Source organism: Dietzia cercidiphylli (genome assembly GCF_039531545.1).
Classification (GTDB): domain Bacteria; phylum Actinomycetota; class Actinomycetes; order Mycobacteriales; family Mycobacteriaceae; genus Dietzia; species Dietzia natronolimnaea.
Genome location: NZ_BAAAQG010000024.1, coordinates 12,644 through 26,363, shown reverse-complemented (window position 1 = coordinate 26,363; position 13,720 = coordinate 12,644). Strand labels below are relative to the sequence as shown.

The 13,720-nt window shown below is 70.9% G+C and carries 12 protein-coding genes; 8 read left to right on the top strand and 4 right to left on the bottom strand.

Features of this window, described 5'->3' with window-relative positions; genetic code table 11:
* Positions 1–2 precede the first annotated feature (2 nt).
* Positions 3–1,427, top strand: coding sequence for a Re/Si-specific NAD(P)(+) transhydrogenase subunit beta (gene pntB / locus ABD250_RS16880; protein ID WP_179524038.1), 1,425 nt, complete (start codon positions 3–5; stop codon positions 1,425–1,427).
* A 94-nt stretch (positions 1,428–1,521) separates the two neighbouring features.
* Here pntB and ABD250_RS16875 read toward each other — a convergent pair whose 3' ends face one another.
* On the bottom strand, positions 1,522–2,877 hold the full coding sequence (locus tag ABD250_RS16875) for an ammonium transporter (RefSeq protein ID WP_182658341.1): 1,356 nt from the start codon (positions 2,875–2,877) through the stop codon (positions 1,522–1,524).
* Between the two features lie 404 nt (positions 2,878–3,281).
* Here ABD250_RS16875 and glnT point away from each other — a divergent pair, with 404 nt between their 5' ends.
* From glnT to ABD250_RS16840, 7 genes are all read left to right on the top strand, one after another.
* Positions 3,282–4,574 carry a type III glutamate--ammonia ligase gene (gene glnT, locus ABD250_RS16870; RefSeq protein WP_241730584.1) on the top strand — a complete coding sequence of 431 codons (1,293 nt, stop codon included), beginning with the start codon at positions 3,282–3,284 and terminating at the stop codon, positions 4,572–4,574.
* A 66-nt stretch (positions 4,575–4,640) separates the two neighbouring features.
* Positions 4,641–5,537 (top strand): class II glutamine amidotransferase domain-containing protein, encoded by an 897-nt coding sequence (locus ABD250_RS16865; protein WP_182658339.1) that lies wholly within the window; start codon positions 4,641–4,643, stop codon positions 5,535–5,537.
* A gap of 50 nt (positions 5,538–5,587) precedes the next feature.
* On the top strand, positions 5,588–6,337 hold the full coding sequence (locus ABD250_RS16860; RefSeq protein WP_182658338.1) for a GltB/FmdC/FwdC-like GXGXG domain-containing protein: 750 nt from the start codon (positions 5,588–5,590) through the stop codon (positions 6,335–6,337).
* 33 nt (positions 6,338–6,370) lie between these two features.
* The gene (locus ABD250_RS16855) at positions 6,371–7,753 is read left to right on the top strand and encodes an FMN-binding glutamate synthase family protein (RefSeq protein ID WP_241730583.1); all 1,383 of its coding nucleotides are present in this window, start codon (positions 6,371–6,373) and stop codon (positions 7,751–7,753) included.
* Between the two features lie 96 nt (positions 7,754–7,849).
* Entirely contained in the window at positions 7,850–8,506 is a 657-nt protein-coding gene (locus ABD250_RS16850) for a helix-turn-helix domain-containing protein (RefSeq protein ID WP_182658344.1), read from the top strand.
* A gap of 193 nt (positions 8,507–8,699) precedes the next feature.
* Positions 8,700–9,956: an allantoate amidohydrolase gene (locus ABD250_RS16845; protein ID WP_182658337.1), complete on the top strand. Its 1,257-nt coding sequence runs from the start codon at positions 8,700–8,702 to the stop codon at positions 9,954–9,956.
* Between the two features lie 29 nt (positions 9,957–9,985).
* Positions 9,986–11,248: an NAD(P)/FAD-dependent oxidoreductase gene (locus tag ABD250_RS16840; protein ID WP_241730582.1), complete on the top strand. Its 1,263-nt coding sequence runs from the start codon at positions 9,986–9,988 to the stop codon at positions 11,246–11,248.
* A 4-nt stretch (positions 11,249–11,252) separates the two neighbouring features.
* Here the strand turns inward: ABD250_RS16840 and ABD250_RS16835 are convergent, their stop codons facing one another.
* Genes ABD250_RS16835 through ABD250_RS16825 form a run of 3 tightly spaced genes read right to left on the bottom strand, consistent with a single transcriptional unit; the run spans position 11,253 to position 13,700 of the window.
* On the bottom strand, positions 11,253–12,140 hold the full coding sequence (locus tag ABD250_RS16835) for a PhzF family phenazine biosynthesis protein (RefSeq protein WP_344393428.1): 888 nt from the start codon (positions 12,138–12,140) through the stop codon (positions 11,253–11,255).
* A gap of 28 nt (positions 12,141–12,168) precedes the next feature.
* Entirely contained in the window at positions 12,169–12,864 is a 696-nt protein-coding gene (locus ABD250_RS16830) for a GntR family transcriptional regulator (protein ID WP_182658858.1), read from the bottom strand.
* Complete coding sequence (locus tag ABD250_RS16825) at positions 12,861–13,700, bottom strand: ABC transporter ATP-binding protein (RefSeq protein ID WP_241730686.1); 840 nt, start codon at positions 13,698–13,700, stop codon at positions 12,861–12,863. Before ABD250_RS16825 ends, ABD250_RS16830 begins: the two co-directional genes overlap by 4 nt.
* Between the last annotated feature and the right edge of the window lie 20 nt (positions 13,701–13,720).

Genomic DNA, 13,720 nt, shown 5'->3' with positions numbered 1-13,720 from the left:
AGATGTCACTCGTGACCGCCGCCAACGCGGCCTACCTCGTCGCCGCGCTGCTGTTCATCATGTCCCTGGCCGGCCTGTCCAAGCACGAGACCGCCCGTCGGGGCCTGAGCTTCGGCATCGCCGGCATGGCGCTGGCGCTCCTGGCCACCGTCGCGCTGGTGATCGACCACCAGCCCGCCACCATCGGGATCGTCCTCATGGTGGTGGCGGTGCTGATCGGCGCGACCCTCGGGCTGCTGCGCGCCCGCCGGGTGCAGATGACCGAGATGCCCGAGCTGATCGCCCTGCTCCACTCCTTCGTGGGCCTGGCCGCGGTGCTGGTGGGCTGGAACGGTTACCTCGAGCCCGAACTGCACGGTGAGCTCACCGGCTCGCTGCTGGACATCCACCACGCGGAGGTGTTCATCGGCGTGTTCATCGGCGCCATCACCTTCACCGGCTCGATCGTGGCCTACCTCAAGCTCTCGGGGAAGATGAAGTCCGCGCCGCTGGTGCTGCCGGGCAAGAACCTCATCAACGCCGGGATCCTGGTGGCGTTCATCGCGCTCACCGCGGCGTTCGTCATCAGCCCGGCACTGTGGATGCTCGCGCTGGTCACGGTGCTGGCGCTGGCCCTGGGCTGGCACCTCGTGGCAAGCATCGGCGGCGGCGACATGCCGGTCGTGGTCTCGATGCTCAACTCGTACTCCGGGTGGGCCGCCGCCGCGACGGGCTTCCTGCTCGGCAACGACCTGCTCATCGTCACCGGCGCACTGGTCGGCTCGTCGGGCGCCTACCTGTCCTACATCATGTGCAAGGCCATGAACCGGTCGTTCTTCTCCGTCATCCTGGGGGGCTTCGGCATCGAGGCCGCCTCGGGCGAGGGCAAGGACCACGGGGAGCACAGCGAGATCGACGTCGCCGGCGCCGCCGAGCTGCTGGCGGGCGCCTCGAAGGTGATCATCGCCCCGGGCTACGGCATGGCCGTGGCGCAGGCGCAGTACCCCGTCGCAGATCTCACCCGCACCCTGCGCGAGCGGGGCGTCGACGTCCGCTTCGCCGTGCACCCCGTCGCCGGTCGTCTGCCCGGGCACATGAACGTGCTGCTCGCCGAGGCCAAGGTGCCGTACGACATCGTGTTCGAGCTCGACGAGATCAACGACGACTTCGCCGACACCGACGTGGTCCTGGTGATCGGCGCCAACGACACCGTCAACCCGGACGCCGCCGAGGACCCGGGCAGCCCGATCGCCGGCATGCCCGTGCTCCACGTGTGGGAGGCCGCCGATGTGGTCGTGTTCAAGCGGTCCATGGCCGCCGGATACGCCGGCGTGCAGAACCCGTTGTTCTTCCGCGACAACACGCAGATGCTGTTCGGCGACGCCAAGGACCGTGTCGACGACATCCTGGGCGCGCTCAAGGAGCAGCCGGTCGGGGTGGGCCGCTAGAACCGGCCGGATAACCCGGTACGACGACGAGGAGGCGGTCCCACGCGGGACCGCCTCCTCGTCACTGTTCGGGTGGAACGGTCGATCAGGTTGACTAGGTCGAGGAGGTGGGCGGGGCCGCGGTGGCCGCCTCCGGCTCCTCTTTCCCTGTGACGACCACGGCGTCGGTGCCGAGCCCATCGCCCTCGAGGGCGTCCTGGAAGTAGGCCATCTCGCGGTGGTAGGCCTTGTCCAGGCCCTCCCGCTCGTCCTCCTCGGTGACCCGCAGGCCCATCGTCTTGTCCAGGACGAAGGCGATGAGCAGCGTGACGGTGAAGGAGTAGGCCAGCACCGCCGCCGTGGCCAGGGCCTGGGCCCCGAGCTGCCCGAACCCGCCGCCGAACAGCAGTCCGGCCTCGCCGACGGGGGAGGCGGGATCGGCGATCACACCGATGAGCAGCGTGCCGATGATGCCCGCGACCATGTGTAGCCCGGCCACGTCGAGCGAGTCGTCGTAGCCGAGGCGGTACTTCAGGCCCACCGCGTAGTGGCAGACCACGCCGCAGATCAGGCCGATCGCGATGGCACCGAGCGGGCTGACCGCGGCGGCGGCCGGGGTGATGCCCACCAGACCGGCCACGAGCCCGGAGGCCACTCCCAGAGTCGTGGGGTGCTTGGCGCGGACCTGCTCGGTGATCATCCAGGCCAGCGCGCCACACAGTCCGGCGACCACGGTGTTGAGCGCGGCCACCGCAGCCGTGTTGCCCGCGGCGACGGCGGAGCCGGCGTTGAAGCCGATCCAGCCGGCGAACAGCATGCCGGCGCCGAGGAACGTCAGGGGAACGCTGTGCGGTCTGCTGATCGTGGGGAAGCCGGCTCGTCGACCGAGCACGAGCACCAGCGCGAGCGTCGCGACACCGGCGTTGATGTGGATGGCGGTGCCGCCCGCGAGGTCGATGGCCCCCAGGTTGTTGGCGATCCACCCACCCGTGACCGACCCGTCGTCGGAGTCGAAGGCGAACACCCAGTGGGCCACGGGGAAGAACACCAGTACCGGCCACACGATGGCGAAGACCAGCCAGGTGGAGAAGCGCATACGGTCCGCCACCCCGCCGGCCACGAGGGCGACGGTGATCCCCGCGAAGAGCAGGAGGAACCCGGCGAACAGGGCGGGCGGCAGGCCTGGCGTCTCGGGCTCGGCCATGATGCCCCTCAGGCCCAGGTACTCGAGCGGATCGCCCAGCACACCGGCGCCCCCGACCGAGTCGCCGAAGGTCAGCGAGTAGCCGAAGAGGACCCACAGCACGGCCATCACGGCGACCGCGCCGATCGTCATCATCATCATGTTGAGCGTGCTGCGGATGCTGACCATGCCGCCGTAGAACAGGGCCAGGCCGGGGACCATGAAGGCCACCGCGACCATGGCCGCGAGCACCCAGGCGGTGTCGGCCGCCGCTATGGCTACGTCCATGTTTCTCTCTTCTCTGTGAGGCCACTCCCGGGCGGGGCGACGTGGGGACCGTGCGTTTCACAGTGTGATCCGGTGTTGCTTACTGGCAGGTACCGCGATCGTTTCCATTCGGTTACCGCCGCGGGGGCGAACCGCGCCCTGAGTCGAGAACGCAGCGAAGTACGCAGTTAGACGCGGCTTTTCGCCTGCCGAATCCCGTTACATCGCGGTAACCAGCCGCAGGTTTAACAGCAGTACATTATGACCACCACGCAGAAACCCTCGGATCAGGAGACGTCATGACAGTCACCGCAGACCCCTCCGTCGGGGTCGCCGACCGTGCGAACGGCGAGAGCAGGCGGTCGTCGTTCCCGACGCTCGACGCCGCCCGGGAGGCCGAGAGCGCGCCCGGCACCCTCGCCCGGATGGTCGCGGACACCGGGACGCGATTCGTCCTGGCCGTGTTCACCAACCTCCGGGGCAAGCCGTGCGCCAAGCTCGTCCCGGCCTCCGCGGTCGACCAACTGGAGGCCGGGGAGCTGGGCTTCGCCGGGTACGCCGCCGACGCGATCGGCCAACAGCCCAGGGACCCCGACCTCCTCGTCGTCCCCGACCCCCGCTCCTTCACCACCCTCGACTTCATCAAACCCGGACTGGCCCTGGTGCACTGCGACCCCTGGGTGAGCGGGGAGCCGTGGCGCTTCGCGCCGCGCGTCATCCTGGGACGGATGCTCGCGGACGCCGCGACCGACGGTCTCGAGCTCAAGGTCGGGGCGGAGGTCGAGTATTTCCTGGTCCGCAAGAACGCCGACGGGTCGCTGTGCACCGCCGATCCCAAGGACGACGAGTCCCACCCGTGCTACGACGCCCGGGGCGTGACGCGGATGTTCGAGCACCTCGCCGGGGTCTCGGACGCGATGAACGTGCTCGGCTGGGCCAACTACGCCAACGACCACGAGGACGGCAACGGGCAGTTCGAGCAGAACTTCGCCTACGACGAGGCGATGGTCACCGCCGACAGGGTCATGACGCTGCGCTACATCATCTCCATGCTGGCCGAACAGCGGGACATGATCGCCACCTTCATGCCCAAGCCGTTCTCCGACCGCACCGGATCGGGGATGCACCTGCACATGTCCCTCTGGCGCGACGGACACCCGGTGTTCCCCGCGGTCGGCGACGACCGGTACGGACTGGGGCTCTCGCCCACCGCGTACTCGTTCATCGCGGGCGTCCTCACCCACGCCGCCGGCATGCACGCGGTGCTGTGCCCCACCATCAACTCCTACAAACGTATTGGGGCGCGCACGACCGCGTCGGGGGCCACGTGGTCGCCCACCGACGCCACCTACGGCGGCAACGACCGCACCCACTACCTGCGCGTCCCCGACGGCAATCGCGTCGAGCTCCGCGGCGGCGACGGCTCGGCCAACCCCTACCTGGCCGTGGCGGTGCAACTGGCCGCCGGCCTCGACGGCGTGCGGCGGGAACTCGATCCCGGCGTACCGGCCACGGTCGGCGAGGCCACCCACACCCTGCCGCCGACCCTGCTGCACGCCGTGGAGGAGATGGGCCGGGACGACGTCGTCCGCGCCGCGCTGGACATTGGTGGGGACGGGGTGGCCGCGTACTACGCCGACCTCAAACGCGAGGAGTTCATCTCCTGGCACAACACCGTCACCCAGTGGGAGATCGACGAGTACCTGACCGCGCTCTGACGCGTGACCGCGGCCTTCCGGCCGCCCGGTTCCACCCCCTCAACCCGACAACACCAGGAGAACCCCATGTGCGGCATCGTCGGACTCCACCTGCGCGACCCGGAGCTCGAACCACGGCTCGGAGACCTGCTCACCACCATGCTCGGCGAGATGACCGACCGCGGTTCGGACTCGGCCGGCGTCGCCGTCTACGGCAACCCCGACTGGACCCCGGCCGGCTCGGCCACCGTCACCGTGCTGGCCGACGGCGTCGACGCGCCGGCGCTGGCCTCGCGTGTCGGCACCCACCTGGGCTGCGAGGTGTCGGGCCGGGAGCTGGGCGCCACCGTGCTCCTGTCCGCCGGGACCGACCCCGAGACCCTGGCCTCCGCCGTCCGCACGGCCGTTCCGGAGGCGGTCCTGGTGGGCCTGGGCAGCGAGCTCGCCGTCCTCAAGGGCGTCGGCCTGCCACTGGAGCTCGCCGCGGGTTTCGGCCTACCGGGGGCATCCGGATGGCAGGGCGTGGGGCACACCCGCATGGCCACCGAGTCCGCCGTCACCCCGGCCGGATCCCATCCCTTTTCCGTGGGCCCGGACCAGTGCATCGTCCACAACGGCTCCTTCTCCAACCACGCCTCGGTCCGCCGCGAGTTGGCCCGTCGCGACATCCACTGCGACACCCTCAACGACACCGAGGTGGCCGCTCGCTTCGTGGCGGAGCAGATCGCCCGCGGTGCGGAGATCGACCAGGCACTGGCAGAGATGGCCGGCGTCCTCGACGGCTTCTACACCCTCCTGGTGTCCACGGCCGAGGAGTTCGCGGTGGTGCGAGACCCGATCGCCTGCAAGCCCGCAGTGATCGCCGAGACCGACCGCTACGTGGCCATGGCCTCGGAGTACCGGGCGATGGCGCACCTGCCGGGCATCGACCAGGCGCACCTCTACGAGCCCGAGCCGGGCCGCGTGTACCACTGGCGCCGCTGAACCCCCGGCACCACCGCAGCACCGCAGCACCCCACCAGGAAGGAAGAACGATGACCGTCACGCCGGAACAGGCCTTCGCACCGCAGGAGCTCGGACCCCTCGGCGACGCGCCGACCACCGCCCCGCACGTGATCGACGTCCGGGAGACCGGGTTGCGCGAGACCAACCGGATCCTCCAGGACTCCGACGGCACCGGCAGATACCTGCTCACCGGTCCCAGGGGGGCGCACGCGCTCGCGGTCGGCCTGGAGAAGCCGGACGAGGTCGTGATCGACGGCCCCACCGGGTACTACACCGCGGGAATGAACGACGGCGCCCTCGTCACGGTCAACGGGAACGTGGGGGTCGGGGTGGCCGAGAACATGATGTCGGGGACGGTGCGGGTCACCGGGTCGGCCTCCCAGTCGGCCGGGGCGACGGCCCACGGCGGGCTGCTGGTGATCGAGGGGGACGCCGGCGCCCGGTGTGGCATTTCCATGAAGGGGGTGGACATCGTCGTCGGCGGCTCGATCGGCCACATGAGTTGCTTCATGGGCCAGGCCGGGCGCCTGGTCGTCCTGGGCGACGCCGGTGACGCCCTCGGCGATTCCCTCTACGAGGTCCACATCTACGTGCGGGGCCGGGTCGAGTCCCTCGGCGCCGACTGCGTCGAAAAGGAAATGCGGCCCGAGCACCACACCGAGCTCGGGGAGCTGCTCGACCGGGCCGGCGTCACCGGGGTCTCGGCCGGGGAGTTCCGGCGCTACGGCTCCGCTCGCACCCTCTACAGCTTTGACGTGGACAACGCCTCCGCCTACTGACCGCCCCGCCGCCCTCCCCGACAGGAGCCCGACATGCCCTTCGACGGACATACCCGATCCGACCAGGCGTCCCCGCCGCAGATCCGACCCGGAACCGACGACCCGACGTTGCGCGAGTCCGCCACCTTCCCCCGTGCGGTGATCCACGAGATCCAGCGCGCCGCCGCGACGGGGATCTACGACATCCGCGGCTGGGGCGCCAAGCGCAAGGTGCCGCACTTCGACGACCTGCTGTTCCTGGGCGCCTCGATGTCCCGGTACCCGCTGGAGGGCTACCGCGAACGCTGCGACACCGACATCACCCTGGGCACCCGATACGCCTCGAAACCCCTCCACCTGGACATCCCCGTGACCATCGCCGGGATGAGCTTCGGGGCCCTGTCGGCGCAGGCCAAGGAGGCCCTCGGTCGCGGGGCCAGCGCGGCGGGCACCTCCACGACCACCGGCGACGGCGGGATGACCGCGGAGGAGCGCGGCCAGAGCTCGAGGCTCGTCTACCAGTACCTGCCCTCGCGCTACGGGATGAACCCCGTCGACCTGCGCAAGGCCGACGCCATCGAGGTGGTCCTGGGACAGGGCGCCAAGCCCGGTGGCGGCGGCATGCTCCTGGGGCAGAAGATCTCCGACCGGGTGGCGCAGATGCGGACCCTGCCCAAGGGGATCGACCAGCGTTCGGCCTGCCGGCACCCGGACTGGACGGGCCCCGACGACCTCGCCATCAAGATCCTCGAACTTCGCGAGATCACCGGCTGGGAGAAGCCCGTCTACGTCAAGGTCGGGGCCACCCGCACCTACTACGACGTCAAGCTCGCGGTAAAAGCAGGCGCGGACGTGGTCGTGGTGGACGGCATGCAGGGCGGCACCGCGGCCACCCAGGACGTGTTCATCGAGCACGTGGGCATCCCCACCCTCGCCGCGATCCCTCAGGCCGTGCAGGCCCTCCAGGAGATGGACATGCACCGGAAGGTGCAGCTGATCGTCTCCGGCGGGATCCGCTCGGGGGCGGACGTGGCCAAGGCCATGGCCCTGGGCGCGGATGCGGTGGCGATCGGGACGGCGGCGCTGATCGCGCTGGGGGACAACGACCCCCGGTACGAGCAGGAGTACCGCGCACTCGGTTCGGCGGCGGGGTTCTACGACGACTTCCAGGACGGCCGCGACCCGGCCGGGATCTCCACCCAGGATCCGGAGTTGGCGCGACGGTTGGACCCGGAGGCGGCCGGTCGACGACTCGCCAACTACCTGCACGTGCTCACGATGGAGGCGCAGACCATCGCCCGGGCCTGCGGAAAGTCCCACCTGACCCACCTGGAGCCCGACGACCTGGTGGCGTTGACGATGGAGGCCGCCGCGATGGCGCGGGTGCCGTTGGCCGGGACCGACTGGATCCCCGGCCGCGCGGGACGGGAACTGTAGGTGACCGTCGTGTCGGACGACCGGACCGCGACCGGGCCCGCGCCGGCGACGGGTGCCCACTTCCACCGGGACGAGACGATGACTACCGTCGAGGGCATGGGAGTCGGCCGGGATGACGTGCGGAGGGTCGTCCACCAGGCGACGCCGCGCGAGCTCCCGGAGGACGTGCCCACCGGCAACGATCTCGAGCGCATCATCGGTTTCCACGTCCGCAGGCTGCGCCTGGCGGAGGGCCTGGGGGTGGCGGAGATGTCCCAGCGGATCGGCATCTCCAAGGCCATGCTGTCCAAGATCGAGAACGCGCAGACCTCGTGCTCGCTGAACATGCTCGCCAAACTCGCCACCGGACTCGACGTCCCGGTGACCTCGTTGCTCCGCGGCGCGGACACCAGACGTGACGCGGTGTTCACCCCTGACGGGCAGGGCGCGACGATCGTCGGCCGCGGCACCTCGGCGGGCCACGACTACGAGCTGCTCGGTGCGCTGCGGGGGTCCAACAAGCGCATCGAGCCGGTGCTGGTGACCCTGACCGCCGAGTCGGAGGCGCATCCCCGCTTCCAGCACCCGGGCACCGAGCTGCTCTACATGCTCTCCGGCGACATGATCTACCACCATGCCGAGTCCGAGTACCGACTCCGCCCGGGCGACTCGTTGCTCCTCGACGGCGAGGGCGTCCACGGCCCGGTGGCGATGCTCGAGCTACCCATCCGGTTCCTCTCGGTGACCGCCTACCCGGACGGCGTCGACGGCTGACCCGCCCGGTTCCGCGGAGCCGCGGCACCACCACTCACGACACCACCACTCACGACACCACCTCTTCCGGCGCCCCGTTCACGTCGCTTCTCGTCACCAGGCACCCGTTCACCGCGCCCCCGTTCCCCACGCCCCACCGCGGCCGTGGCGCCCCCGTACCGTCCCCACCCTCCCGCACCCCGAGGAGCCCGTCATGACCACATCGGTCACCACCACCGTCACCTCGCTGATGTCCGCGATCGCGGGCGTCGGGACCGACCCGACGAGGGGCGGATACAGCCGCCCCGTCTACTCCGCGGCCGAGGTGGAGCTGCGCGAGTGGTTCCTGGCCGAGGCGGCCGCCCGCGGCCTGGACACCGAGACCGATCGCAACGGGATCATCTGGGCCTGGTGGAATCCGGCCGGCCATCCGCTGGAGGGCGCGGTCGTCACCGGCAGTCACCTGGACTCCGTGCCCGGGGGAGGGGCCTTCGACGGCCCTCTCGGCGTGGCCTCGGCGTTGGTGGCGGTCGACCTCCTGCGGGCCCGGGGTCTGCGGCCGCGGCGGGCGCTGGCCCTCACCGTCTTCCCCGAGGAGGAGGGGTCGAGGTTCGGCCGGGCGTGCCTGGGTTCGCTGCTGCTCACCGGGGCGATGGACCCGGCCACGGCCGCGGGACTGACCGACGACGACGGCACCACCTACGCCGAGCTGTGCGTGGCCAACGGGCTGGATCCGGCGCGCCTGGGGCGTGACGAGGAGGCGCTGCGGCGGATCGGCCGATTCGTGGAACTCCACGTGGAACAGGGCCGAGGTCTGATCGACCTGGGCAACCCGGTGGCGGTGGCCTCGTCGATCATCGGCCACGGGCGCTGGCGGGTGACCTTCACCGGCCAGGGCAACCACGCCGGCACCACGCTGTTGGCGGACCGCCGCGACCCGATGATCCCGGCCTCCCGCACCGTCCTCGACGTCCGCCGGATCTCCCGCGTCTACCGGGGTGCCAGGGCCACCGTAGGGCGGATCGTGCCCACCCCCGGCGGCACCAACGTCATCGCCTCCAGGGTCGACCTCTGGCTGGACGTGCGGCACCCCGACGACGCCGTGACCGCGCGGATCGTCCACGAGATCACGGAGGCGGCCTCGATGGCCGCCGCGCACGAGGGGTGCGAGAGCACGATCGTGCAGGAGTCGCTCAGCGGTTCGGTGTCCTTCGACCCGGTGTTCCGCGACCGACTGCTCGACGACCTGCCCGGCGTCCCCGTCCTGGCCACGGGGGCCGGCCACGACGCGGGTGTGCTGGCCTCGCACGTCCCCACCGCCATGCTGTTCGTCCGCAACCCCTCCGGGGTGTCGCATTCCCCGGAGGAGCACGTGGAGGACGCCGACGCCGAGCGGGGCGCCGAGGCCCTGGCCGACGTCCTGGCCGACCTGCTCACCTGCGATGACACCTCCGCGACCGACGCGTCCTGACCACCACGCACCACGAGAGAGTGATCCCCATGACCGGCACAGCGCACCCGACCGACACAGCGCACCCGACCGACACCGCTCAACGGGCCGACACGCCTCAACGGGCCGACACCGTGAAGTTCCTCGTCATCGGCGGTGGCCTCGAGGGGCTGTCGATCGCCTGGAACCTGACCGAGCGCGGCGAGACCGACGTGCTCGTGGTGGAGAAGGACACCCTGTGTTCCGGGATGACCGGCAAGTCCAGCGGCATCGTCCGCTGCCACTACGGTTCGCCCACCATGGCGGCCCTGAGCTGGCACAGCATCCCGGTGTTCGAGAACGCGACCGAGCTGTTGGGCGACGACATGGCCTTCCGTCAGTGCGGCTACGCCGTGATCGTGGGCGAGGAGAACGTGATCCCGCTCCGGGCGAACGTGGCCATGCAGCAGAGCCTGGGAATCGAAACCGAGATCATCGCCCCGGACCGGATGGCGGAGCTGTGGCCCGGGCTGAACGTCGACGACGTGGCGGCGGCGGCGTGGGAGCCGCGCGGTGGTCGGGGCGAGGCGTACATGACCGGGATGGCCTTCGGCGCCGCCGCCCGCCGGCGTGGGGTCCGCGTGCGCCAGAGCGTCCGCGTCACGGCGCTGGTGCGGGGGCGCGGTGACCGGGTGGTCGGAGCGGAGTTCGCCGACGGCACTACCGTCCACGCCGAGCAGGTGATCCTGGCGACCGGCGTGTGGGCGCCGCAGCTCGGGGCAACCGTCGGCCTGGACATCCCTGTCCGGGCCCAGCGTGCGCAGTTGGTGCTGGTCGATCAGGGTGAACCGGTGCAGCACGTGCCCACCCTGTCGGACCTGGTGGGCCTGCAGTACCTGTGCCGTGAGCCGAACGGGGAGATCCTCGCCGGCAACTCCGACCACCACTCGCCGCAGTACCTCGATCCCGACGGCTACTCGAACCGGGCCGACACCTCGACCGTCGAGAAGGTCGTGGAGCGGCTCATGCACCGCCTGCCCGACATGCCGGACCCCACGATCACCGGCAGCTACGTCGGGGCGTACGACACCACGCCCGACTACAACCCGGTGATCGGCCCCTCGCCGGTAGACGGGCTGTTCCTGGCGGTCGGCTTCTCCGGGCACGGGTTCAAGATGGCGCCCGCGGTCGGTCGGCTGGTCGCGGAGTTGCTGCTCGACGGGACGACGACGATGTCGGGTGTCGACCCGGCGGACTGCCGCTTCTCCCGATTCGCCGAGGGCAGGCCCACCACCAGCCTCAACCCGTACGTGGGCGCGGGAGAGATGCGCTGACCGGTCACCCTGCCGCTGGTCGGCCGGCGTGGATCCGGCCCTCGACGAGGTGGGCGACGTGGCCGGTGACCCAGATACCGGTGCCGGGGGCGTCCTCGCACCCGGCGGTGATGCGCACACGCCCCTCGCGGCCGAGCGCCGTGCCCTGCCGGGCGGTGTAGCGCGGGGGCAGCGTCCCGTTGCCGGTGAGCCAGACGGCCAGCCCGGCCTGGAAGCTGCCGGTCACGGGATCCTCGGCGATCCCGGCCGAGACGGGGAAGAACCTCACCTCGACCTCGCGCGGCACCTCGTCCCCGGTGCCGGGCCGCTCGCGCACCGGGTGGGGGTCCACGAGGCCGACCCGGTCTCCGGCCAGCGCCTGCATGTCGGGTCTGGCGGCGAGGACGGCGTCGGCGTCGCGCAGGAGCAGAGCGCAGGAGCCGGGGCCGTTGTCCATCCAGGCGTGGTCCACCACGTCGTCGTCCTCCAGCCCCAATCCAGCGGCCAGTCGCGCCACCTCCGACTCCTCCAGGGGGCCCGACCGGATCAGCTCCGGCGCGGCGAACGACCAGTCTCCGTCGCCCTCGTCGCGGACGGTGACCAGCCCTATCGCACACTCCTGGATGATCCGGCCCGTCACCCGGGGCCGGCCTCCCGCCGCGTGCCACGCGGCGCACGAGCCGAGGGTGGGGTGACCCGCGAACGGCAGTTCCCCGGCCGGGGTGAAGATGCGGACCCGGTAGTCGGCCGCCCCGCTGGTCGGCGTGAGGAGGAACACCGTCTCGGAGAGGTTGGTCCACCGGGCGATCTCCGCCATCTCTGCCTCGGACAACCCGTCGGCATCGTGGACCACGGCGAGGGGGTTGCCCCGGAACGCGACGCGGGAGAAGACGTCGACCTGTGAGAACCTCATCTCCCCGACGCTACGCCGCGAGCCTTGGCTAGCCCACGGCGTGCAGAGCGTGGTTGGTGAGCGACCGGCGGGCCTTGTCCTCCACCTCGGCCAGGGAGTCGCCGACGTGCTGCCGGAGGAGCACCACGGCGCCCTCGACGTCCCCGTCGAGCACACAGTCGAGGACGGCCAGGTGCTCGACGGTCGTCGCGTGGACCCGCTCGGCGGTGGAGTAGTCATACATCCGTAAAGGTCGAATGCGGGCGTTCACCGCCCGGAGTTGATCGGTGACGGCCGCGTTGCCGGAGGCTGCGGAGAGTTTCACGTGGAACGTCTCGTCGGCCCGCACCAACTCGGGTCCGGGCTCGGGGGGCGTCGAGAGCAGCCGGTCCCAGAACGCACGCTGCTCGGCCAGTAGCTCGAGGTCGAGCCGCAACCCGGGGTTCTGCGCGATCCGGCGCAGCCCGTGCAGTTCCAGGACCACCCGCAGTTCGTAGAGGTCGCGCAGCGCGGCGAGGTCGTACCGGGCGACGTAGTAGCCGTCCTCGCGTCGTTCCAGGAGACCGTCGGCGTCGAGGCGGATCAGTGCCTCCCGCAGTGGCGTCCGCGAGACCTCCACCTGGTCGCACAGCCGGCCCTCCACCAGCCTCTCGCCGGGCTGGAAGTGTCCGGCGAGCACCAGTTCGCGCAGACCCTCCAACGCCCGGACGGACTGCGACGGGGCGCTGCCGCCCGGGGTCGTCATGACCCGTCCCCGTGGATGAGGTCGGAGATGGCGCGTTCGTACTCGTTGAACGCGGCCGCGGTCACGTCCCTCGGACGGGGCAGGTCGATCGGGATGTCGGCGATCACGTGGCCGCACAACCCCGAACCCGCGCCGCCGGCCATCACCACGACGCGGTCGGAGAGATTGACGGCCTCCTCGACGCTGTGGGTGATGAACACCGTGGTGGTCCCCGTGCTCTCGTGGATGTGGGTGAGCTCGGTCTGCAGTGAACTGCGCGTCATCGCGTCCAGAGCCCCGAACGGTTCGTCCATCAGGAGAACGCTCGGCCGGTTGGCGAGGGCGCGGGCGATCGCGACCCGCTGTTGCATCCCGCCGGAGAGCTGACCGGGAAACCGATCGCGGGCGGTGTCCAGCCCCACCAGGGCGAGCGCCTCCTGCGCCACCGCCGAGGCCTGCCTCCTCGACATGCCGTTCCGCCGGGGGCCGTAGGCCACGTTCTCGAGGGAGGTCCGCCAGGGGAAGAGCCCGTAGTCCTGGAACACGACGCCGCGGTCGGGTCCGGGCCCGCGGACGGGGACGCCGTCGAGCTCGATCACGCCGTCCGTCGCGGTCTCGAAACCCGCGAGCAGGCGGAGGAGCGTGGATTTGCCGCAGCCACTGGCGCCGACGATGCTCACGAACTGACCTTGTTCGATGCGCAGGTCGAGCCCGGAGAGCGCGAGGACGTCGGAGTCCTTGCCGGGGAACCGCATCTCCACCCCGCGGACGGAGATCGCGGCGCCGCGGGTGGGGGCGCCCGTGGCGGGCGAGGGGGTCGACAGGCCGGTGGGGCGGGGGGCGAATCCTGTGGTCATGGTGGTGTCCCTTCGGGTGG

Excerpts from the sequence above, each read along its gene's own strand:
- pntB (WP_179524038.1), top strand. The coding sequence starts at position 3 with ATGTCACTCGTGACCGCCGCCAACGCGGCCTACCTCGTCGCCGCGCTG.
- ABD250_RS16875 (WP_182658341.1), bottom strand. The coding sequence starts at position 2,877 with ATGGACGTAGCCATAGCGGCGGCCGACACCGCCTGGGTGCTCGCGGCC.
- glnT (WP_241730584.1), top strand. The coding sequence starts at position 3,282 with ATGGTCGCGGACACCGGGACGCGATTCGTCCTGGCCGTGTTCACCAAC.
- ABD250_RS16865 (WP_182658339.1), top strand. The coding sequence starts at position 4,641 with ATGTGCGGCATCGTCGGACTCCACCTGCGCGACCCGGAGCTCGAACCA.
- ABD250_RS16860 (WP_182658338.1), top strand. The coding sequence starts at position 5,588 with ATGACCGTCACGCCGGAACAGGCCTTCGCACCGCAGGAGCTCGGACCC.
- ABD250_RS16855 (WP_241730583.1), top strand. The coding sequence starts at position 6,371 with ATGCCCTTCGACGGACATACCCGATCCGACCAGGCGTCCCCGCCGCAG.
- ABD250_RS16850 (WP_182658344.1), top strand. The coding sequence starts at position 7,850 with ATGGGAGTCGGCCGGGATGACGTGCGGAGGGTCGTCCACCAGGCGACG.
- ABD250_RS16845 (WP_182658337.1), top strand. The coding sequence starts at position 8,700 with ATGACCACATCGGTCACCACCACCGTCACCTCGCTGATGTCCGCGATC.
- ABD250_RS16840 (WP_241730582.1), top strand. The coding sequence starts at position 9,986 with ATGACCGGCACAGCGCACCCGACCGACACAGCGCACCCGACCGACACC.
- ABD250_RS16835 (WP_344393428.1), bottom strand. The coding sequence starts at position 12,140 with ATGAGGTTCTCACAGGTCGACGTCTTCTCCCGCGTCGCGTTCCGGGGC.
- ABD250_RS16830 (WP_182658858.1), bottom strand. The coding sequence starts at position 12,864 with ATGACGACCCCGGGCGGCAGCGCCCCGTCGCAGTCCGTCCGGGCGTTG.
- ABD250_RS16825 (WP_241730686.1), bottom strand. The coding sequence starts at position 13,700 with ATGACCACAGGATTCGCCCCCCGCCCCACCGGCCTGTCGACCCCCTCG.